Source organism: Streptomyces sp. PA03-3a (assembly GCF_033792735.1).
Lineage (GTDB): Bacteria > Actinomycetota > Actinomycetes > Streptomycetales > Streptomycetaceae > Actinacidiphila.
Genome location: NZ_JARAVM010000028.1, coordinates 20,517 through 40,687, shown reverse-complemented (window position 1 = coordinate 40,687; position 20,171 = coordinate 20,517). Strand labels below are relative to the sequence as shown.

At 73.9% G+C, this 20,171-nt stretch carries 17 protein-coding genes and 1 pseudogene; 10 read left to right on the top strand and 8 right to left on the bottom strand.

Annotated elements, in window-relative coordinates; translation table 11 throughout:
• Positions 1 to 99: 99 nt before the first annotated feature.
• The 4 genes and pseudogenes from PV342_RS29235 to PV342_RS29220 form a co-directional block, all read right to left on the bottom strand.
• Positions 100 to 813 carry an LmeA family phospholipid-binding protein gene (locus PV342_RS29235; protein WP_400805882.1) on the bottom strand — a complete coding sequence of 238 codons (714 nt, stop codon included), beginning with the start codon at positions 811 to 813 and terminating at the stop codon, positions 100 to 102.
• A 43-nt stretch (positions 814 to 856) separates the two neighbouring features.
• A pseudogene (locus PV342_RS29230) lies at positions 857 to 1,573 on the bottom strand (hypothetical protein); the annotation flags it as partial.
• A gap of 169 nt (positions 1,574 to 1,742) precedes the next feature.
• On the bottom strand, positions 1,743 to 2,006 hold the full coding sequence (locus tag PV342_RS29225; protein ID WP_018559654.1) for a MoaD/ThiS family protein: 264 nt from the start codon (positions 2,004 to 2,006) through the stop codon (positions 1,743 to 1,745).
• Positions 2,007 to 2,106: 100 nt separating this feature from the next.
• Positions 2,107 to 2,949: an alpha/beta hydrolase gene (locus PV342_RS29220; protein ID WP_500319283.1), complete on the bottom strand. Its 843-nt coding sequence runs from the start codon at positions 2,947 to 2,949 to the stop codon at positions 2,107 to 2,109.
• A gap of 178 nt (positions 2,950 to 3,127) precedes the next feature.
• Between PV342_RS29220 and PV342_RS29215 the strand changes: the two genes are divergently transcribed.
• The 6 genes from PV342_RS29215 to PV342_RS29190 all read left to right on the top strand — a co-directional run bounded on the left by PV342_RS29215 (position 3,128) and on the right by PV342_RS29190 (position 8,679).
• Positions 3,128 to 3,892, top strand: a complete 765-nt coding sequence (locus PV342_RS29215) for a response regulator transcription factor (RefSeq protein ID WP_500319281.1) — start codon at positions 3,128 to 3,130, stop codon at positions 3,890 to 3,892.
• Positions 3,893 to 3,958: 66 nt separating this feature from the next.
• Positions 3,959 to 4,981, top strand: coding sequence for a LacI family DNA-binding transcriptional regulator (locus tag PV342_RS29210; protein ID WP_026251096.1), 1,023 nt, complete (start codon positions 3,959 to 3,961; stop codon positions 4,979 to 4,981).
• A gap of 180 nt (positions 4,982 to 5,161) precedes the next feature.
• Entirely contained in the window at positions 5,162 to 6,202 is a 1,041-nt protein-coding gene (locus PV342_RS29205) for a S1C family serine protease (RefSeq protein WP_500319279.1), read from the top strand.
• A 29-nt stretch (positions 6,203 to 6,231) separates the two neighbouring features.
• Positions 6,232 to 6,417 carry a hypothetical protein gene (locus tag PV342_RS29200; RefSeq protein ID WP_089227694.1) on the top strand — a complete coding sequence of 62 codons (186 nt, stop codon included), beginning with the start codon at positions 6,232 to 6,234 and terminating at the stop codon, positions 6,415 to 6,417.
• Between the two features lie 73 nt (positions 6,418 to 6,490).
• Complete coding sequence (locus PV342_RS29195) at positions 6,491 to 7,228, top strand: response regulator transcription factor (protein ID WP_018559660.1); 738 nt, start codon at positions 6,491 to 6,493, stop codon at positions 7,226 to 7,228.
• Positions 7,228 to 8,679 carry a sensor histidine kinase gene (locus PV342_RS29190; RefSeq protein ID WP_386995569.1) on the top strand — a complete coding sequence of 484 codons (1,452 nt, stop codon included), beginning with the start codon at positions 7,228 to 7,230 and terminating at the stop codon, positions 8,677 to 8,679. Before PV342_RS29195 ends, PV342_RS29190 begins: the two co-directional genes overlap by 1 nt.
• 13 nt (positions 8,680 to 8,692) lie before the next feature.
• Here PV342_RS29190 and PV342_RS29185 read toward each other — a convergent pair whose 3' ends face one another.
• The 4 genes from PV342_RS29185 to PV342_RS29170 form a co-directional block, all read right to left on the bottom strand.
• Positions 8,693 to 10,342, bottom strand: coding sequence for an RICIN domain-containing protein (locus tag PV342_RS29185; protein ID WP_500319276.1), 1,650 nt, complete (start codon positions 10,340 to 10,342; stop codon positions 8,693 to 8,695).
• A 172-nt stretch (positions 10,343 to 10,514) separates the two neighbouring features.
• A complete protein-coding gene (locus PV342_RS29180; RefSeq protein ID WP_449708360.1) occupies positions 10,515 to 11,699 on the bottom strand; it encodes a glutathionylspermidine synthase family protein in 1,185 nt (394 codons plus the stop codon).
• Positions 11,699 to 11,995, bottom strand: a complete 297-nt coding sequence (locus tag PV342_RS29175; RefSeq protein WP_360999644.1) for a hypothetical protein — start codon at positions 11,993 to 11,995, stop codon at positions 11,699 to 11,701. The genes PV342_RS29180 and PV342_RS29175 overlap by 1 nt, the downstream gene beginning before the upstream one ends.
• A gap of 178 nt (positions 11,996 to 12,173) precedes the next feature.
• Positions 12,174 to 13,973, bottom strand: a complete 1,800-nt coding sequence (locus PV342_RS29170) for a bifunctional metallophosphatase/5'-nucleotidase (protein ID WP_400805899.1) — start codon at positions 13,971 to 13,973, stop codon at positions 12,174 to 12,176.
• Between the two features lie 186 nt (positions 13,974 to 14,159).
• On the opposite strand from PV342_RS29170, the gene PV342_RS29165 reads away from it, so the two are divergent.
• The 4 genes from PV342_RS29165 to PV342_RS29150 all read left to right on the top strand — a co-directional run bounded on the left by PV342_RS29165 (position 14,160) and on the right by PV342_RS29150 (position 20,097).
• On the top strand, positions 14,160 to 15,389 hold the full coding sequence (locus PV342_RS29165) for an MFS transporter (protein ID WP_500319273.1): 1,230 nt from the start codon (positions 14,160 to 14,162) through the stop codon (positions 15,387 to 15,389).
• On the top strand, positions 15,386 to 16,330 hold the full coding sequence (gene mshD, locus PV342_RS29160) for a mycothiol synthase (RefSeq protein ID WP_386995577.1): 945 nt from the start codon (positions 15,386 to 15,388) through the stop codon (positions 16,328 to 16,330). Before PV342_RS29165 ends, mshD begins: the two co-directional genes overlap by 4 nt.
• A gap of 286 nt (positions 16,331 to 16,616) precedes the next feature.
• Entirely contained in the window at positions 16,617 to 18,929 is a 2,313-nt protein-coding gene (locus PV342_RS29155; RefSeq protein ID WP_386995578.1) for an RNA degradosome polyphosphate kinase, read from the top strand.
• A complete protein-coding gene (locus tag PV342_RS29150; protein WP_500319271.1) occupies positions 18,892 to 20,097 on the top strand; it encodes a CHAD domain-containing protein in 1,206 nt (401 codons plus the stop codon). The genes PV342_RS29155 and PV342_RS29150 overlap by 38 nt, the downstream gene beginning before the upstream one ends.
• The last annotated feature ends 74 nt before the right edge of the window (positions 20,098 to 20,171 follow it).

The window sequence follows — 20,171 nt, the reverse complement described above, 5'->3', positions numbered from 1 at the left end:
ACTGTCCGTACTTCGAGACGAACAGCGGGTACCGGGGAGTCCGCCGTCGGACCGGCGCCCCGGCTCCCGCGCATCGACTGCGGAGCGGACGCCCCCGTCTCACTGGGCGAGAACGACCTTGGTGCCGGTCGCCGCGACGCTGATGCCGTCGGCGGTCGCGGTCACCGAGCTGAGCTCGATGCCCTCCGGCAGGCCCGACAGGGCGCGGGTGAAGTCGATCCGCTCGCGGATCAGGTCCTCCACGACCGGAGGCAGCGACTCCAGTCCCGGTATCTTGCCCGCGGTCAGCTTGATGCCGCCCTTGCCCGCCACGCTGACCTCGCTCACCACGCTGCGCTTGACCGTGCCGACCGGCGTGGAGACCTCCACCCCCACCTTGACCCGGCCCTTGCCGTTCTCCGAGGCGCCCCCGTAGCCGATGGTCACACCGCTCGGAGCGGCCTTGGCGAGGTCTTCGTAGCTGACGAGGGCGGTGCCCTCGGCCGTGTCGGCGACCGCGCTGCTGAAGCCGCTGCCCAGGCTCACCCCGTGCAGATCGGCCTGGAAGCGGGCGACGCGCAGCGTCTGGCCGCCGGTGCCGGTGGCCTGCACGCCGTCCGCGGTCACCTCGACGTCGTCCAGCTTCTCGGCCAGCACCTGTGTGAGGAACGGGAAGCCCTTGATGTCGATCCCGGGTGGCGAGGTCAGCCCGAGCGTCTGCTGCGCCCGGTCCGCCGCCTCAGACTCCGCGAAGTGCACGGCGATCCGGTCCGCCGCGACGAACAGGCCGCCGAGGACCACGACGAGGACAAGCAGGATCCGGACAGCACGCATCAGTCAACCCCCGAGTCGGTGTTCGGACCGACCCTAGTGCGTCTCAGCCCAGCAGTGCCCGGGCCATCACGTACACGGCCGGGGCCGCGGCGGTCAGCGGCAGGGCCACACCCGCGGTGAAGTGGACGAACCGGGACGGGAAGTCGTAGCTGGCCACCCGGAGGCCGATCAGCGCGCAGACCCCGGCGGCCAGCGCGACCAGCGCCGCGTCGGAGGTCTCCAGCTGCCCGAGGGCGATGCCGCTGCCCGTTGCGGCGGCGAGCGCGACCAAAACCGAGACCACGCCGGGCAGCGGGATCGCCCGGGCGAGCGTCGCCACGGCGACGGCGATCACCGCGGTCACGACGGCGTCGGTGCCCCGCGGGTCGGCCGTGGTCGCCAGGAAGCCGGTGGCCAGGATCGTGATGAGCGTCGAGGCGGAGGTCGCGGTCAGCGAGGAGAGCCGTTCCTCGGGGCTGCCGCGGTGGCGCAGTTGCAGGACGAGGACGAGCAGCAGCCAGACGCCGAGGGTGCCGATGATCACCGCCGGGGCGTTGTCCACCCCGTCGACCAGCACGGCGGCCTCGGCGGTGACGCCCGCCAGGAAGGCCAGCACGATGCCCTGCCGGGCCGGCCACATGCCGTTCAGCCGGAACCAGCCGGCCGCGGTGACCGCCTGCAGCACCACGCCCGCCGCGGCGAGCGCGGGGCGGCCCAGCAGCGCCCCGCCGGCCAGCACCAGCGCCAGCGCGGCCGTGACGAGGGCGGGCTGCATGCCGGGGGCGATGATCGGCGAGCCGGTGCGGGACGCCTGGCGGCGCCGGGCGGCGCGGCCGCCGCCGGGGGGCGGCTCCGGAGCGCCGTCTACGGGCGGGAGGACGGCGGTGGTGTCGGGCGCCGGCATCGGGCCGGCGCCGCGGTCGTACCAGTCGTGGTTGTCGGTCACGTGCTCATCCTCCCGCGAACGGCGGGAGCACCTCGACGGTGCCGCCGTCCGCCAACCGGACCCCGGCGTGGTCCCGGGTGCCGACGGGGTTGCCGTCGACCAGGAACGAACAGTTCGCCAGTACGCGGGCGAACTCGGGGCGGGACGCGTGGCGCTCGCGCGCCGCGTCCAGCGCCTCGGCGAGGGTGCCCTCCCGGTACGGCTCCTCCGCTGCGCCGGCGGCGGCCTTGGCCGCTGCCCAGTACCGGATGGTTCCGTGTGCCGCCATAGCGGTCCTTCCGTTCGCCCGTGCGGGTCCTGCCGCGGTCCATGATGGCGCAGCGCGGGCGGCACGCGGCGGCCGGGCCCGGTGGTGCGGGGTCCCGGCGTCAGGCGGGTGCGCCGGCGGGGCGGGCCCGTCCGGTCGTCCACCCGGCGATGCGGCGCAGGAGGTCGGGCGCCGCGGCGTTCTCGGCGTGGCCGAATCCGTGCTCGATCCAGAGTTCGGCCGCGCCGCCCGCGGCGTCGGCGAGGGAGAGCGGGTGGTCGAGCGGGAAGTAGCCGTCGCGGTCGCCGTGCACGACGAGCAGCGGGGTGGGCGCGATGGACCGCACGGCCTCGACGGGCGGCACGGGCACGGGGTCCCAGTCCTTGTCGTGGATGCGGGTGTGCAGCAGTCCCCGGGAGACCAGGCGTCCCACGGGCTGGGTGATCGCCCAGTGCACCCGGCGCATCGGCGCCGTACCGCGGTAGTACCAGCGCGCGGGCGCACTCACAGAGACGACCGCATCAATGTGCGCCCCCTCGTGTGCCGGTTTGCGCCCCGCGTGCCGCAGAACGACGGAGCCGCCCATGGAGAAGCCCACCGAGGCCACCGCGGGGTGGCCGAGCCGCCGTGCCCAGCGCACCGCCGCGTCCAGGTCCAGAACCTCGCGGTCGCCGACCGTGGAGCGCCCGCCCGAGCGGCCGTGGCCCCGGAAGGAGAAGGTCACCACACCGCCGACACCGGCCGCGCCGGCGAAGATCTCCGCCGCGCGGCGCACGGCCGGCCGCTCCAGGGCGCCGGTGAAGCCGTGCGCGACCACGATCGCGAGCCCTCCGGGCGTCGATCCAGGCAGGTAGGCGGCGTCGATCGGCACCCGGTCCTCGGCCGTCAGCACCGCTCGCAACCCACCGGAAATGATCGACGGGACACACGACCGCGCAACCGCGGACTCACTTACCGACTCCATGTGGGCTATTCTCTTGGGTCAAGAGGATCCGGGCAGCGTCGCCCCCGGGTCCTTTCGTGCTTTCCGGGCGACCGGAGCGCACACGTCGGCGGACGCACACGTCCTCGCAGGGACCGAGGAGGGTCGCAATGGGCAAGCGGAACACGCATGACCGGACGATGAACGATGGGAGCGGCCGGTGAGCTCTCTCCTCCTCCTGACGAACGCGCTCCAGCCGTCCACCGAGGTGCTCCCCGCGCTCGGACTGCTGCTGCACAACGTACGGGTGGCCCCGGCCGAGGGCCCCGCGCTGGTGGACACCCCCGGCGCCGACGTGATCCTCGTCGACGGACGCCGCGACCTGCCGCAGGTCCGCTCGCTGTGCCAGCTGCTGCGCTCCACCGGACCTGGCTGCCCGCTGGTCCTGGTGGTCACCGAGGGCGGCCTGGCGGCCGTCACCGCGGACTGGGGCATCGACGACGTCCTGCTGGACACCGCGGGGCCCGCCGAGGTCGAGGCGCGGCTGCGGCTGGCGATGGGCCGCCAGCAGACCGGCGTCGACGACAGCCCGATGGAGATCCGCAACGGCGACCTGTCGGTGGACGAGGCCACGTACAGCGCGAAGCTCAAGGGCAGGGTCCTGGACCTGACCTTCAAGGAGTTCGAGCTGCTGAAGTACCTCGCGCAGCACCCGGGCCGGGTCTTCACCCGCGCCCAGCTGCTGCAGGAGGTCTGGGGCTACGACTACTTCGGCGGCACGCGCACCGTCGACGTGCACGTACGGCGCCTGCGCGCCAAGCTCGGGCCCGAGCACGAGTCACTGATCGGCACCGTCCGCAACGTCGGCTACCGCTTCGTCACCCCGGAGAAGGGCGACCGGCCGGCGGAGGAGGAGGCAGGGGCCGCGCGGAGCGGGCAGGCACCGGCGGAGGGGGCGGCCGTGACCCCCTCCCGGAACGGCTGATCACACGGTGGTCACGCCTGTGGACAGACGGTGGGATGCACGGGTGTACCCGCGTAGACTCGGCCCGTGGCAAAGGTGACGCGTGACGATGTGGCAAGGCTTGCGGGGACCTCGACCGCAGTCGTCAGCTACGTCATCAACAACGGACCCCGGCCGGTCGCACCGGCCACCCGCGAGCGCGTGCTCGCGGCGATCAAGCAACTGGGCTACCGCCCCGACCGGGTGGCCCAGGCGATGGCGAGCCGCCGCACGGACCTCATAGGGCTGATCGTGCCGGACGCCCGGCAGCCGTTCTTCGCGGAGATGGCGCACGCCGTCGAGAGGGCGGCCGCCGAGCGCGGCAAGATGGTGCTGGTCGGCAACTCGGACTACCTCGACGAGCGCGAGGTGCACTACCTGCGCGCCTTCCTCGGTATGCGCGTCTCCGGGCTGATCCTCATCAGCCAGGGCCTCAGCGAGCACGCCGCGCTGGAGATAGACGCCTGGGACGCGCGGGTCGTGCTGATGCACCGGCGGCCCGAGGCGATCGACGACGTCGCGGTCGTGACGGACGACGTCGGCGGCGCCCAGCTCGCCACCCGGCATCTGCTGGAGCACGGGCACGAGTACGTGGCCTGCCTCGGCGGCACCGAGGCCACCCCGAAGTCCGGCGACCCCGTCACCGACCACGTCGAGGGCTGGCGCCGGGCGATGCACGAGGCCGGCCGCTCCGTCGAGGGGCGCCTGTTCTCCACCCCGTACAACCGCTACGACGCCTACCAGGTGGGCCTCGAACTGCTGTCCCACCCCGACCGGCCGACCGCGATCGTCTGCGCCACCGACGACCAGGCCATCGGCGTACTGCGGGCGGCCCGCGAACTGCGGATCGACGTGCCCGGCGAGCTGGCCGTGGCCGGCTTCGACGACGTCAAGGAGGCGGCGCTCACCGACCCGCCGCTGACCACGGTGGCCTCGGACCGCGAGGCGATGGCCCGTGCGGCGGTGGACCTGGTGCTGGACGACGGGCTGCGGGTCTCCGGCTCGCGGCGCGAGCGGCTGCGGCAGTTCCCGTCCCGGCTGGTCGTGCGGCGCAGCTGCGGCTGCCACTGACCCCCGCGCCGGCCACGGCGGGCGGCTCCCGCCCGCCGCGGCCGGCGACCTGGCTACGGGCCGTGTAAGCCTCGGCCCTGACCTGCGGGTTTCGTTCTTTATATCGGGCATACGGAACTCTGCCCCGGTTCTCAGGCCGTGCTCAGGAAGCTCTCATGTTCGGTGAGCACAGTCATAGGCATGAACGAAGACGCCCGTCGCAACGACGCCCACGACCCGCAGCAGCCGCAGCAGTCCCACGGCGCCGGCGGGTACCCGCCCCGGCCGCCGTACGAGCCGCACCTTTCGTACGGCAACCCGGCGCCCTACGCCTCGCACCCCCAGCCGGTGGCGCAGGCGCAGGCCCAGCCCCGCACGCGCCGCCCGGTGGCACTGGTCGCCTCCGTGGCGCTGGTGTCCGCGCTGATCGGCGGCGGGACGGCCGCCCTGGTGGGGCGGGCGACCACCGCTCCGGCCGCGGCAGGCACCTCGACGAAGGTGATCGGCACCAGCAGTTCGGGCAACACCGGCGTCGCGGCCGTGGCCGCCGCCGTCAGCCCGAGCATCGTGGAGATCAGCGCGACGTCCGGCGCCGGGGAGTCGACCGGTTCGGGTGTGGTCGTCACCGGCGACGGTGAGATCGTCACCAACAACCACGTCGTCTCCGGGGCCGACTCGGTCAAGGTGACCTTCAGCTCCGGCAAGACGGTCACCGGCAGCGTCGTCGGCACTGACGGCGGCAAGGACCTCGCGCTGGTGAAGGCCGAGGGCGTGAGCGGCCTGCCGGTCGCGTCACTGGGCGACTCCAGCCGGGTCACGGTCGGCGACCAGGTCGTCGCCATCGGCTCCCCCGAGGGCCTGACCGGCACCGTCACCAGCGGCATCGTCTCCGCGCTCGATCGCGACGTCACCGTCTCCACCGGCCAGAGCCAGGGGCAGCGGCCCGGCGGCGGGCCCGGCCGGTGGCCGTTCGAGTTCGGCGGCGGCCAGTACAACGGCGACGTCGGCCCGTCCACGACCACGTACAAGGCGATCCAGACCGACGCCTCGCTCAACCCCGGCAACTCCGGTGGCGCCCTGATCAACATGAGCGGCGAGATCATCGGCATCAACTCGGCCATGTACTCCGCCGCTTCCTCCTCCTCCGGCCAGGCGGGCAGCGTCGGTCTCGGCTTCGCCATCCCGGTCAACACCCTCAAGGCAGACCTCGACACCCTGCGCAACGGCGGCAGCGACAGCTGACCGCACCGCATCGAAGGGATGTGGCCACCATGAACGTCTTCCTCAGCACCTCCCTCCACCCCGCGACCGTCCCGTCCGGCCCCGCCGACCGCGCGCTGATCCCCTACCGGGAGCCGGCCGCCCGCGAGCCCGAGATCGCGACCACCCGCCGGTACGCGCGCCGCTACGCCCGCCGGGCGATTGCGGCCCACCGCCTCGCCGCCGTGCGAGGCTAAGAACCGGAGCACCCCGCCGCACGCCCCGGCGGCACCCGCCGCCCCCGACCCTCATCCCGCGAGGTGGAAGACCATGAGCCCCGGCGAGAACGACGAGGCCCCCGCCCGCATCCTGATCGTGGACGACGAGCCCGCGGTCCGCGAAGCACTCCGGCGCAGCCTCGCCTTCGAGGGATACCAGACCGAGCTGGCGGAGGACGGCCTGGCCGCCCTGGACCAGGTCGCCTCCTACCGACCCGACGCGATCGTCCTCGACGTCCTCATGCCGCGCATGGACGGCCTCACCGCCGCCCGCAGGCTCCGGTCCGGCGGCACCACCACCCCGATCCTCATGCTCACCGCCCGCGACACGGTCGGCGACCGGGTCACCGGTCTCGACGCCGGCGCCGACGACTACCTCGTCAAGCCCTTCGAGCTGGACGAACTGCTGGCCCGGCTGCGGGCGCTGCTGCGACGCAGCGCGTACGCGGCGGTGCCGGGCGCCGACACCGCCGAGGAGAGCGCGCTGTCCTTCGCCGACCTGCGGATGGACACCTCGACCCGCGAGGTCACCCGGGCCGGCGTGCCGGTCGAACTGACCCGCACCGAGTACACCCTGCTGGAGATGTTCCTCGCGCACCCGCGCCAGGTGCTCACCCGCGAGCAGATCCTCAAGGCGGTCTGGGGCTTCGACTTCGAGCCGAGCTCCAACTCCCTGGACGTGTACGTGATGTACCTGCGGCGCAAGACCGAGGCCGGCGGCATGCCCCGGCTGGTCCACACCGTGCGGGGCGTCGGCTACGTGCTGCGCTCCGCGGAGGGCAAGGGCTGATGCCGCGCATCCCGCGCTTCCGTTCCCTGCCGCTGCGCTCCCGGCTGGCGATCCTCACCGCGGCCGCCGTGGCGGTCGCCGTGGCCGGGTGCGCGCTGGCCTGCTGGTTCATCGTGCGGGCGCAGCTGAACCAGCGTCTGGACGACTCGCTGCACGACGCCTCGACCGGAGGGGGACACGCGGCCACGGAGGTGCTGCGGCTGCGCGGCTGCCTGAGCGAGCCGGACAGCAACACCGACGACTGGCGGGTCGTCGCCAATCCGTACCGCGCGTCCATGCAGCTCGTCACCGTCAACGGCACGTCGTGCTGGGTGCTCGGCGACCAGACGCTCCCGGTGACCAAGGCCGATCTGGCCGTCCTGCGGCGGGAGAGCCCGAAGTCGCTGCAGACCGTGACCGCGGCCGACGGCACCGAGATGCGGGTCCTGACGCAGCAGGCAACCATCACGTCCCGCGACCAGAAGGTGCCGGTCGCCATCTCCACCGCGCTGCCGCTCAGCGAGGTGACCGGGCCGCTGAACACCCTCGCCCTGGTCCTCCTGGCGGTCAGCGGCATAGGGGTGCTCGGCGCGAGCGCGGCCGGCCTCGGGGTGGCCCGCGCGGGGCTGAAGCCGGTGGACCGGCTCACCGACACCGTGGAGCACGTCGCGCGCACCGAGGACCTGAGCGTCCGCATCCCGGTCGAGGGCCGCGACGAGATCGCCCGGCTGTCGGCCTCCTTCAACTCCATGACGGCCGCGCTGTCCTCCTCCCGCGAGCTGCAGCAACAGCTGATCGCGGACGCCGGGCACGAGCTGCGCACCCCGCTCACCTCCCTGCGCACCAACATCGAGCTGCTGGAACGCAGCGAACTGACCGGCCGGGAGCTGCCCCCCGAGGACCGCCGGGAGCTGATGCTGTCGGTGAAGGCGCAGATGGGCGAACTGGCGGCGCTGATCGGCGATCTGCAGGAGCTGTCCCGCCCGGACGTGGCGCACGGCGGCGCGCCCTCGCAGACCGTGGCGTTCCACGAGGTCGTCGAGGCCGCGCTGGAGCGGGCCCGGCGGCGTACCGGCCCCGACCTGAAGATCACCGCCGAGCTGGCGCCTTGGTACCTGCGGGCCGAGCCGTCCGCCCTGGAACGGGCGGTGATCAACCTCCTGGACAACGCCGTGAAGTTCAGCCCGCCGGCCGGCACGGTCGAGGTGGACCTGCACGGCGGCGAGCTGACGGTCAGGGACCACGGCCCCGGCATCCCGCCCGAGGACCTGCCGCACGTCTTCGAGCGCTTCTGGCGTTCGGCCTCCGCCCGCAGTCTGCCCGGCTCGGGCCTCGGCCTGTCGATCGTGGCCCGTACGGTGCAGCAGCTCGGCGGCACCGTCGCGGTGCACCCCGCGCAGGGCGGCGGCACGGTGGCGGTCGTCCGGCTGCCCGGGGCGCGGACCCCGCCGCCCGAGGCGCCGGGGGCCTGACCGGGCCCGCCGGCTACCCGGCGTGCCAGCGCTGCGCGTCGCCGGTGCCGGTGGGGGCGAAGGAGAGGGTGGAGCCGGGGGCGGTGCCGTCCGGCTGCATCGCGGTGCCGGGGTCGATCCGGGGGCGGACCCGGCCCAGGGAGTCGACCAGGAACTGCAGGTTCGCCGCGTTCCTGCCCTCGACCGACGAGCAGGCCCAGATGCCCAGGCCGCGGTCGGTGTCGCCGCGCGAGTCCAGGCAGAAGGAGGAGTCCGCGCCGTTGACCAGCAGGCCGCGGGAGTCCACCCGCCACTGCTGGGAGGCCGAGCCGGAGTCGCAGCCGGCGACGATGACGTCGTCGCCCTTGTCGAACTCCTCGTCCCGTACGTCCAGGCAGAGGCCCGACGCGTCGTTGACGACCTGGCCCCAGTCGCCGCCCGGCACCCTGCGCGGCGGGTCGGCGCCGGGTGTGCGCGTCGGCCGCGCGGGTGAGCGGGTCGCCGACGCGCTCGCGGTGGCGGAGGCGGAGGGCGTACGCGAGGGACCGCGGGTCGCGGTGGGGCTCGGGGTGACGGTCTGCGTGGCGGTCGCGGTGACCGTGACGGAGTCCGCCGGCGGCCGGGGCAGCGCTCCGTCGTTGCCGGTCGGGGCGGGGTCGTCGCCCGTCGCGTACACCAGACCGGTGGCCGCGAGGCCGGCGACGGTGACGAGCAGCAGGGAGACCAGGGGCGAGGGGTAGCGGGTGCGCAGGCTCAGCAGCCGCTCCAGCGGGCCGGGCCGCCGGCGCCGGCGGGACATGGCGGGCGCCGCGGGCGGGGCGGGTGCGGCGGCGGGCAGCGCGGGGGCGGAGCGGGCCGCCAGGTAGGCGGGCCCGGCCCAGCCGAGCAGAGCCGCGGCGAGCAGCGGCCGGGGGTCGTGTTCGAGGGCGATCAGCGTCTCCAGCGCGCCGGAACAGCCCTGGCAGTGCGCGAGATGCCGGTCCACGTCCTCGTTCTGCCGGGCGTCGTCGCGTCGGGCGGCGGCGTCCAGGAGCCTGCCGAAGCCCTTGCACCGGGGGTCCTCGCTGCGGTCCAGGTACGTCCGCAGGTAGGCCTCGCGCAGCGCGTCCCGGGCCCTGGCGGTCAGGTCCGCGACCTCCGTGGGCCGGTCGCCCGTCCAGCGGGCGACGTCGGGGGCGTTCTCCCGCTCGACGACCGTGTGCCACAGCAGGCCCTGGGTGTGCTGCGGCAGGACCGCGAAGGCTCCGGACAGCACGGAGCGTTCGGCCAGATGGAGCCGCGGATGGACGGGCAGCCCCGGGAGGCCGGGAAGGCGCCGCTCGGCGCCGCGGATGTCGTCGATGAAGGCGGCGTAGTCGTCACCGAGCCGCTCGCGGCGGGTGCCGGCCGCCCACACGGCGGCGGCCTGGTGGACGAGCATCAGCAGCCGGTGCCGCCACGGGCCGCGGGGGTCGATGCCCCGGTGCACCTCCTGCCAGGCCAGCGCGAAGGCCTGCGCGGCGAGTTGGTCGGCGGCGGCCCGGTCGCGGGCGCACAGCCGTGCGTAGCAGGCGACCGCGGGCAGATGGCGGCGGCGCAGTTCCTCGGTCGCCGGGTAGGCGGTCGGTGCGCCGGCCCGTACCCGCTCGGTGAGAGCGGCGTCGGACAACTGGTCGTCAACGGGCGCTTGGTGGGTTTTGGACACAGCGGACCACCCGGACACATCGATGGGTCTGGAGGGACAGGGCTGCCCATGGTGAAGCACAAGTTACCGCCGAGGAAAGTGTTTCCGCTGGTAACTCCCCTTCGACGCAAGGGGTAAGCGCCTTCCTCGCACACGCTGCGGCCGGCGGGTCACCCTGAGCCGCCGTTCTCGCTCAGCGGATGACGTGCGGCAGGAAGCGCGCGTAGGTGTCGGTGACCAGGCCCGCCGACTCGCGGATGCCGAGCCCGGCCGCCTCGTCCGCCACGACCCACGCGCCGAGCACCACGTGGTTGCCGTCGAACACGGGCAGCGGGGCCAGTTCCTGGTAGCAGCAGGGCTCGTCGGCGCGTGCCTCCGCGGCCTGCCCCGCACGGTGCACGGTGACGCCGGCGCCCTCGCGGCCGAGCAGCGGCTTGGCGACCCAGCCGGTGGTCCGGGCGAGTTCGCGGGGGCCGTCGAGGTGGGCGGCGAGAAGGTTGGGGTGGCCCGGGTAGAGCTCCCACAGGACGGCCAGGAGCGCCTTGTTGGAGAGCAGCATCTTCCAGGCGGGCTCGATCCAGCAGGTGGTGCCGGTGCCGCCGCCGTTGTCGAGGGTGTCCAGGACATGGCCGCCGAAGGGGTCGCCGGCCAGCCACTCCCAGGGGTAGAGCTTGAAGCAGCTGCGGATGAAGCGCAGCCGGTCGTCGACGAAACGGCCGGAGAGCTCGTCCCAGCCGATCGCCTCCACGGACAGGGCGTGCGTGTCGAGCCCGGCCTGTTCCGCGGTCTCCCGCAGGTAGGCCACCGTCATCAGGTCCTCGCCGAGCTCGTCGGTCTCGGTGTGAGCGAAGTGCACCGGGCCGGGCGGCAGCAGCGGGGCCTGGCGCCGCCACGCGTCGACGAGGCGTTCGTGCAGGGAGTTCCACTGGTCGGCGCCGGGGAAGCGGTCCTCCATCCAGAACCACTGGGCGCTGGCCGCCTCCACCAGCGAGGTGGGGGTGTCGGCGTTGTACTCCAGCAGCTTCGCCGGGCCGGTCCCGTCGTAGCGCAGGTCGAAGCGCCCGTAGAGGGAGGGGAGTTCCGCCCGCCGCCGCCAGGACTCGGCGATCCGGGCGGCCAGGCGCGGGTCGTCGACGCCGAGTTCGGCGAAGCGGTCCTCGGCCACGATGTGTTCCGCGGCGGCGAGGCACATCGCGTGCAGCTCCCCGACGGTCTCCTCCAGGGCCTCGACCTCCGGGAGCGAGAACTCGTAGTACCCGCTCTCGTCCCAGTACGGCCGCAGGGAGCCGTCGGGGTAGCGGGTCAGCGGGTAGACGACGCCCTGCTCCTCCACGATCCGCTGCCAGCCGGGGCGCGGCTCGACGGCGTGCCGGCGCATCAGCCGCCGCCGGACCCGTGGCCCGACCCGTGGCCGCCGAAGCCCCCGGTCTTCACCGACGACTTGTCGAAGCTGCCGCCCTTGGCCTTCCCGTTGCGGACGCTGCCGCCGTAGTAGTAGCGGCCCTGGCCGCTGCCGTCGTCGCACTTCTCGGGCGGGAGTGTGCGGTAGGTGTCGGGGTCCACGCAGCGCTCGTCGGGTTCGGAGCCGCACGCGGCCAGCGCGGCGGCGAGCACGCCCATGCCGCCGAGGATCACCGTGCCGGACCTGAACCGCCGTCGCCCCGTAGTCGTCATGTCCACAGCGTAGGGAGCGCGGGCGGGCGTTGCGAGGGCGGGGTGACGGGGCGGGGACGGGGCGGAGACCGGGCGGGGGACGGGGCGGGCCGCCGCGAACGACGGGGGCGGCCGTCGGTGTCGACGGCCGCCCCCGGTGCGGTGCCCGGTCGCGGGACCCGCCCGCTCCCGCCGCGTACTACTGGACGATCGTGATGCGGTTCGCCGCCGGGGCCGCCAGCGGCGCGGAGGCCGAGGAGTTGGCGGTCAGGTAGGCGTTGAGCGCGGCCAGGTCGTCGCCGCCGACGAGCTCGCCGGTGCCCTTGGCCAGCTCGCCGAAGCCGTCACCGCCGCCGGAGAGGAAGGAGTTCATCGCGACGCGGTAGCTCCCGGCCGGGTCGATCGGGGCGCCGTTCAGGCGGATCGAGTCGGTCACGACGCGGGCGGCGCCGGACTTGGTGAGGTCCAGCGTGTAGGTCAGGCCGGCCGAGATCTGGAGGATCTTCGGGGCGGCCTCGTTGCTGCCGCTGACCTGCTGCTGGAGCGCGGTGACCAGCTGCGCGCCGGTCAGCGTCCGCAGGTTGACCGTGTTGCTGAACGGCTGGACCGCGAAGCCCTCGCCGTAGGTGACGACGCCGTCGCCCTCGCTGCCGGAGGCCTTGTGCACCAGGTCGGTGCGGATGCCGCCGGGGTTCATCAGCGCGATCGAGGCCGAGGGGTCGAGGGTCTTGGCGTACGCGAGCTGCGCGTCGGCGATGAGGTCGCCGAGGGCGGACTCGCTGCCGGCCCGGGTGATGTCCTGGGAGATGTAGCCGACGGTGCGGCCGGCGACCGGGGCGGCCAGCGTCTGCCAGCGGCTGATCAGCGAGGTCATGTCCGCGGCCTTGTTCTGGGTGCGGTCCACGACGTGGTTGGAGCCCCGGACCGAGGCGCGCACGATGTCGTGCGTGCGCGTGTCGTACTTCATGTCCAGCTCGGTGAAGAGCCGGCCGAAGGACGCCGCGCTGGTGACCAGGCGGTCGTTGCCCTTGGGGTCGGGGATGGTGCAGACGTACGCGTTGTGGGTGTGGCCGGTCACCAGCGCGTCGACGTCGGCCGAGGTGTGCTTGGCGATGTCGACGATCGGGCCGGACAGACCGGTGCCCGAGCCGCCGGCGTCGCAGTCGTAGTTGTACGCGGAGGAGGCGGGGAAGCCGCCCTCGTGCACGAGCGCGACGACGGCGTTGACGCCCTTGCGCTTGAGCTCCTTGGTGTACTTGTTGATCGTCTCGACCTCGTCGAGGAACTTCAGGCCCTTGACGCCCTCGGCGGTGACGATGTTCGGGGTGCCCTCGAGCGTGACGCCGATGAAGCCGACGCGGACGCCCTTGACGTTCTCGATGGTGTAGGGCTTGAGCAGCGGGCGGCCGGTCTTCTCGTTGACGACGTTCGCCGAGAGGATCGGGTAGTCGGCGCCCTCGAACGCGCGGCCCTTCTCGTAGCAGCCCTCGACCGGGTGGCAGCCGCCGTTCTGCAGACGAAGCAGCTCGTCCTTGCCCTCGTCGAACTCGTGGTTGCCGACGCCGGTGACGTCCAGGCCCAGCTTGTTCATGGCCTCGACGGTGGGCTCGTCGTGGAACAGGCCGGACAGCAGCGGGCTGGCGCCCACGATGTCGCCGGCGGCCACGGTCAGCGAACGCTCCTGGCCCTGGCGGGCGGTGCGCAGGCTGGAGGCCAGGTACTCGACGCCGCCGGCGTCGATCGTCTTGGTGGTGCCGTCCGCCTGGAGCTCGGTGACGCGGCCGGAGGAACCGGCCGGGGGCTCCAGGTTGCCGTGGAAGTCGTTGACGGCGAGCAACTGGAGGTCGACGGTACGGCTGCCGTGGCCGTGACCCCCGGGGTGGGTCTCGTGGGCCTGGGCGGTCGGGCTCGCTATGACGAGCGCACCGACCGCGGCCAGACCGGCGGTCGCGGCGGCGACGCGGCGGGCTCCGCGGCGACGCGGGTGGGTCACTGACATGGGTCCCCTTGGACGTGGGCGATGGATGAGAGGCGGAGGACTGCCGCAGCCTATTGTCAACGCGCGTAGTTGTCAGTGGCTTTGCGGTTACGGGCAGGTTTCGACTGATCGGTGCATGCCGAGCCGCCATGAACTTCGTCTCGAATGACGGAAGGATCTGTCTCGCCATTCAAACGGGCGGCATAGTTGGATCCACCACCCACCGAGGAGGTGCACGCCATGCGCCGCCGCTGGCTGATGCTCGCCCTGGGCACCGGGGCACAGACCGCCGCCTGCGCCTTCGTCTACGGAGTCCCCTATCTGGCCGCCGCGTTGCGGGACACGGCGCACCTGACCCTGCCGCAGATCGGCCTCCTCATCGCCTGCCCCACCGCCGGGCTGGTCGCCGCCCTCGTCGCCTGGGGCGCGGCCGCGGACCGGTACGGCGAACGCGTCGTCATCGCCGCCGGGCTGGGCGGCGCCGCCGCGCTGCTCGCCGTCGCGGCCAGCCCGGTGGGCGCGGGGGGCGGGACGACGGCGCTGGGCGCGCTGCTCGCCCTTGCCGGGGCCGCGGGTGCCTCGGTGTACTCCGCGAGCGGACGCCTCGTCATGGGCTGGTTCTCCGCCGGTGAGCGGGGGCTGGCCATGGGCATCCGGCAGACCGCCACCCCGCTCGGCATGGGCGTGGCCGCGCTGACCATGCCCCCGCTCGCGGCCGCGTACGGGGTGCGCGGCGCCTTCGGCTTCCTGGCCGCGGTGTGCGGGGTCGTCGCCTGTCTGGTCGCGCTGTTCGCCGCCGACCCGGCACGCCCGCAGGCCGCTCCCGGGGCGGCCCCGGCGGCCAACCCCTACCGGGGTTCGGCCACCTTGTGGCGGATCCACGGCGCGGGCGCGCTGCTGGTCGTACCGCAGTTCACGGCGGGCGCCTTCGCCCTGGTGCTGCTGGTGGACACCCGGGGCTGGTCCGCGGTCGGCGCCGGCCGGCTGATCGCCCTCGCGCAGGTGCTGGGGGCCTGCTTCCGGATCGCCGCGGGGCTCTGGTCGGACCGGGTCGGCAGCCGGCTGCGGCCGATGCGCCAACTGGCCGTCGCCACCGCCGTGGTGGTCGCCGCGGCGGCCACGACCGCGGCCTTCCCCTCCCCCCTGACCGCGGCCGCCCTCGTCCTGTCCGTCGGGGTCACCGCCAGTACCAACGGCCTGTCGTTCACCGCCACGGCCGAGCGCGCCGGCCCGTCCTGGTCCGGACGCGCCCTCGGCGTCCACAACACCGGCCAGAACCTGACCGCCGCGGTCGTCCCGCCCCTGAGCGCCGCCCTCATCTCGGCCACCGGCTACTGGCCCGCCCTCGCCGCCGCGGCGTTCGTGGCCTGCGGTGCGGCGGCACTGGTGCCGATGGACACCTCCCGCACCCCGGCGGTCGTAAGCTCGGTCCCATGACCGACGCAGCAGCGCAGCAGACCGCCGTGGGCCCCCGCCGGATCGAGACCCTCGACGAGCTGGACCCCGGCCGGGCCGACGCGGTCCTCGCCCTGATCGGGGCGGCCGCGGAGGTCGACGGCCAGGCCGCGGTCTCCGAGCAGGGCCGGCTGAACCTGCGCGGCGGCGCCCGTGACGGCGTACGGCACCTGCTGGTCGAGAGCGACGGCGTGCTCGTCGGGTACGCCCAACTGGAGGACACCGACCCGGTCGAGGCCCCCGCCGCCGAGATGGTCATCCACCCCGCGCACCGCGCGCAGGGCCACGGCCGCGCCCTCGGCCACGCCCTGCTCGCCGCCTCCGGCAAGCGGCTGCGGGTGTGGGCGCACGGCGGCCACCCCGCCGCCCGCCACCTGGCCGGGCTGCTCGGCCTCGCCCTCTTCCGCGAGCTGCGGCAGCTGCGCCGCCCGCTGGAGGAGGGGGCCGGCGCCCCGCCGCTGGGCGAGCCCGTGCTCCCCGCCGACGTCACCGTGCGCGCCTTCGTCCCCGGTCAGGACGACGCCGCCTGGCTGGCGGTCAACGCCGCCGCCTTCGCGCACCACCCCGAGCAGGGCAGCCTCACCCAGCGCGACCTGGACGACCGCAAGGCCGAGCCGTGGTTCGACCCGGCGGGCTTCTTCCTCGCCTTCCGCGGCGACCGGCTGGCGGGCTTCCACTGGACGAAGGTGCACGAGCGCGAGCGCCTCGGCGAGGTCTACGTACTGGGCATCCACCCCGACGAGCAGGGCGGCGGCCTGGGCCGGGCCCTCACCCTGATCGGCCTGCGGCACCTCGGGCACGACCGCGGCCTGCCCACCGCGATGCTCTACGTCGACGCGGACAACGCCCCCGCCCTCGCCGTCTACGAGCGTCTCGGCTTCACCACGCACGAGGTCGACCTGATGTACCGAACGGAGACCTGAGCCCCACGCGGACGGGCGGTACGGCCCCCGGAGGGGGCATCGGGGGGACCGCCCGGACACGGCCGGTACGTACGGCGATTTCCTGACCGCCACCTGCCCGTTACCGGCGATTCAAACTCGCTTGCGAGCATCTGTGAATGCAGTCGCCCACCACGCCCCACCGCCCCCCGTTCGACCTGCCGGTATCCCGGCGCGCCGGGGACAATGGAGGCATGGTCGGCGGCCGGGTTCCGCACGCCGCCGTCCACGTGATCGACGTGCCGGATCCGGAGGAGGGCTCGCACCCATGGCCTCGATGAATTTCCCGACGAACGCCCGGACCGAACGGTCCGGCTCCGGTGATCCGGCCGAGTCCGGGACCGAGGCCGAGGCCGAGCAGTCACCGGCCTACGGCCGCCCGCACGTCGTCCCGCCCCTGCACCCCGAACTCAAGCGCCTGGACGGGCTCTCGACGGTGCCGCGCCCCGCGGAGCAGACGGGCGAGGCACTTCCGGCCGACGCCGCCGAGGGCGAGGCCGGGGACGAGGAAGAGCTCCCGCTGAACCGCTTCCTCGACCGCGAGCAGAGCTGGCTGGCGTTCAACGAGCGCGTGCTGGAACTCGCCGAGGACACGGCCACCCCGCTCCTCGAACGGGCCAACTTCCTCGCGATCTTCGCCAGCAACCTGGACGAGTTCTTCATGGTCCGCGTCGCCGGGCTGAAGCGCCGCATCACCACCGGCGTCGCCCAGCGCTCGGCCTCCGGCCTGCCGCCCACCAAGGTGCTGGAGAACATCCTCAGCCGCGCCCGCGAGCTCATGGCCCGGCACGCCGCCTGCTTCCAGAACGACGTGGCCCCGGCGCTCGCCGAGGAGGACATCCACATCATCCGGTGGAACGACCTCACCGAGAAGGAGCAGGCCCGGCTCTTCACCCTCTTCCGGAACAAGATCTTCCCGGTCCTGACCCCGCTGGCCGTCGACCCGGCGCACCCGTTCCCGTACATCTCCGGGCTGTCCCTGAACCTGGCCGTCACCGTGCGCAACCCGGTCTCCGGGCACGAGCACTTCGCCCGGGTGAAGGTCCCGCCGATCCTGTCCCGGTTCCTCGAGGCCGGCCCGCAGCGCTTCGTCCCGCTGGAGGACGTCATCGCCGCACACCTGGAGGAGCTCTTCCCCGGCATGGAGGTGCTGGACAGCCACATGTTCCGGGTGACCAGGAACGAGGACCTGGAGGTCGAGGAGGACGACACGGAGAACCTGCTCCAGGCCCTGGAGAAGGAGCTGCTGCGGCGCCGCTTCGGCCCCCCGGTCCGCCTGGAGGTCGAGGAGTCGATCGCCCCGCAGGCCCTGGACACCCTGGCCCAGGAACTGAACATAGAGGACGCCGAGGTCTACCCGCTCCCCGGGCCGCTCGACCTGACCGGGCTGTTCGCGATCGCCGGGCAGGACCGTCCGGAGCTGAAGTACCCGAAGTTCGTCGGCGGCACCCACCCGGACCTGGCCGAGGTCGAGTCCGCGCACGCCACCGACGTCTTCGCGGCGCTGCGCGAGCGCGACGTGCTGCTGCACCACCCGTACAACTCCTTCTCCACCTCCGTGCAGCGGTTCCTGGAGCAGGCCGCGCAGGACCCGGACGTCCTGGCCATCAAGCAGACCCTGTACCGCACCTCCGGCGACTCGCCGATCGTGGACGCGCTGATCGACGCCGCCGAGGCCGGCAAGCAGGTGCTGGTGCTGGTCGAGATCAAGGCGCGCTTCGACGAGCAGGCCAACATCAAGTGGGCCCGCAAGCTCGAGGAGGCGGGCTGCCACGTCGTCTACGGCCTGGTCGGACTGAAGACGCACTGCAAGCTGTCGCTGGTGGTCCGCCAGGAGGGCGACACCCTGCGCCGCTACAGCCACGTCGGCACCGGCAACTACCACCCGAAGACCGCCCGGCTCTACGAGGACCTCGGGCTGCTGACCGCCGACCCGCAGGTCGGCGCCGACCTGTCCCACCTGTTCAACCGGCTCTCCGGCTACTCGCGCCGCGAGACCTACAACCGGCTGCTGGTGGCCCCGCGCAGCCTGCGCGACGGGCTGGTCCAGCGGATCCTCGCGGAGATCGCCCACCACCGCGAGGGCCGGCCCGCATACATCCGGATCAAGGCCAATTCGATGGTCGACGAGGCGGTCATCGACGCGCTGTACCGGGCCTCCATGGCCGGCGTGCCCGTCGACGTCTGGGTGCGCGGCATCTGCGCGCTGCGCCCGGGCGTGCCGGGCCTGTCGGAGAACATCCGGGTGCGCAGCGTGCTCGGCCGCTTCCTGGAGCACTCCCGGGTCTTCGTCTTCGGCAACGGAGGCGACCCCGAGGTGTGGTTCGGCAGCGCCGACATGATGCACCGCAACCTCGACCGCCGGATCGAGGCACTGGTCCGGGTCGCCGATCCGGCGCACCGGGCCTCTCTGAACCGGTTCCTGGAGACCGGGACCTCGGACTCCACCTCGTCCTGGTGGCTCGGCCCGGACGGGGACTGGATCCGGCACAGCACCGACGCCGAAGGGCGTCCGCTGCCCCACATCCAGGAGATGCTCATCGATGCGCGGAGGCGCCGGCGTGGCCCAGCGACACCCTGACACGGCAGCGACGCCCGCCGGTCCGACGACCGGCGGGCTGCCCGACCGTGAGGCCGGTGCGGTCCTCGGACAGTACCTGCGGGAGGAGGCCACGGCCTTTCTCCGTGCACTGGCACCACGCGAGGGCGAGCCCGGCCGGCCCCAGGACGACACGGCGGAGACCGGCCGCCAGATGCGCCGCTCGGCCCGCCGCATCGCCGGCACCCTGCACACCTTCGGGTCGCTCACCGACCCCGGCTGGGCCGACCCCCTGCGGGGCGAGCTCGGCTGGCTCACCGACACCCTGGGCCGCGAGCACCGCTACGCCGCCCGGCTCGGCCGCCTGATCGGCGCACTGCAGCGGCTGGCCTCCGCCGAGGACACCGCCGGCATCCCCGCCGCCCCCCTCCACGCCGACGACGACCTCGGCCTGTGGCTGCCGGTGCCCGCCGCGCCGGACCCGGCCGTACCCCCCGCCTCGCTCCCGGAACCGGTGGCCGCGGCGGCCCACGCCGCGGGGAGCCGTCGCTCCCCCGCCCCGCCGCAGGCCGGCGAACGCGGCGGCGCGGGCGGCGGTCCGCTCGCCGTGGGCGCCGCCCGGGCCGGGGCCCTGCTGGAGCGTCAGCTCACCCTCGCCCGGACCCGGGCGCACTCCGCCGCCCTGCAGGCCATGGGCTCCTCGCGCTTCCACGCGGTGGTCGACGCGGTGGCGGTGCTCGCCTCCGAGGTGCCGCTGTCCCCGGCCGCGCGCAAGCCCGCAGCCACCGTGCTGCCGCTGCTCGCGGAGCAGGCCCACGCCCGGCTCACCGAGGCCGCGGCCGCGCTGCCGCTGACGCGCGCACGGCACCCGTACAACGGCGAGACGCTCCATGCCGCGCTCACGGGCGAACTGCCCGCCGAGCGCCAGGACGCCGCGTGGAACCGGGTCCGCGTCCTGCTGCGGCTGCGCCGCTACACCCAGGAGGTCCTCGCGTACGACGACGGGGAGTCCGCCGCCCGGCTGGCCGCCGCGGCGCGGGTGCTGGAGCAGCACCGGGAGGCCGCGGAGGCCGCGGCCGCGGTCACCGCCGCCGCCCGCACCCCGCGGATCGCCCCCGCCACCGCCTACGCTCTGGGCGTGCTCCACGCCGACCAGCGCCTGGAGGCCGAGGCGGCCCGGTACGCCTTCGCCCACCTCTGGACGCGCTGACCCGTCCGGCCCGTACGCGCGGGCGGCCCGACCCGCGACCCGCAGCCCGGAAAGGAGCCCCGCCATCGCCTCCA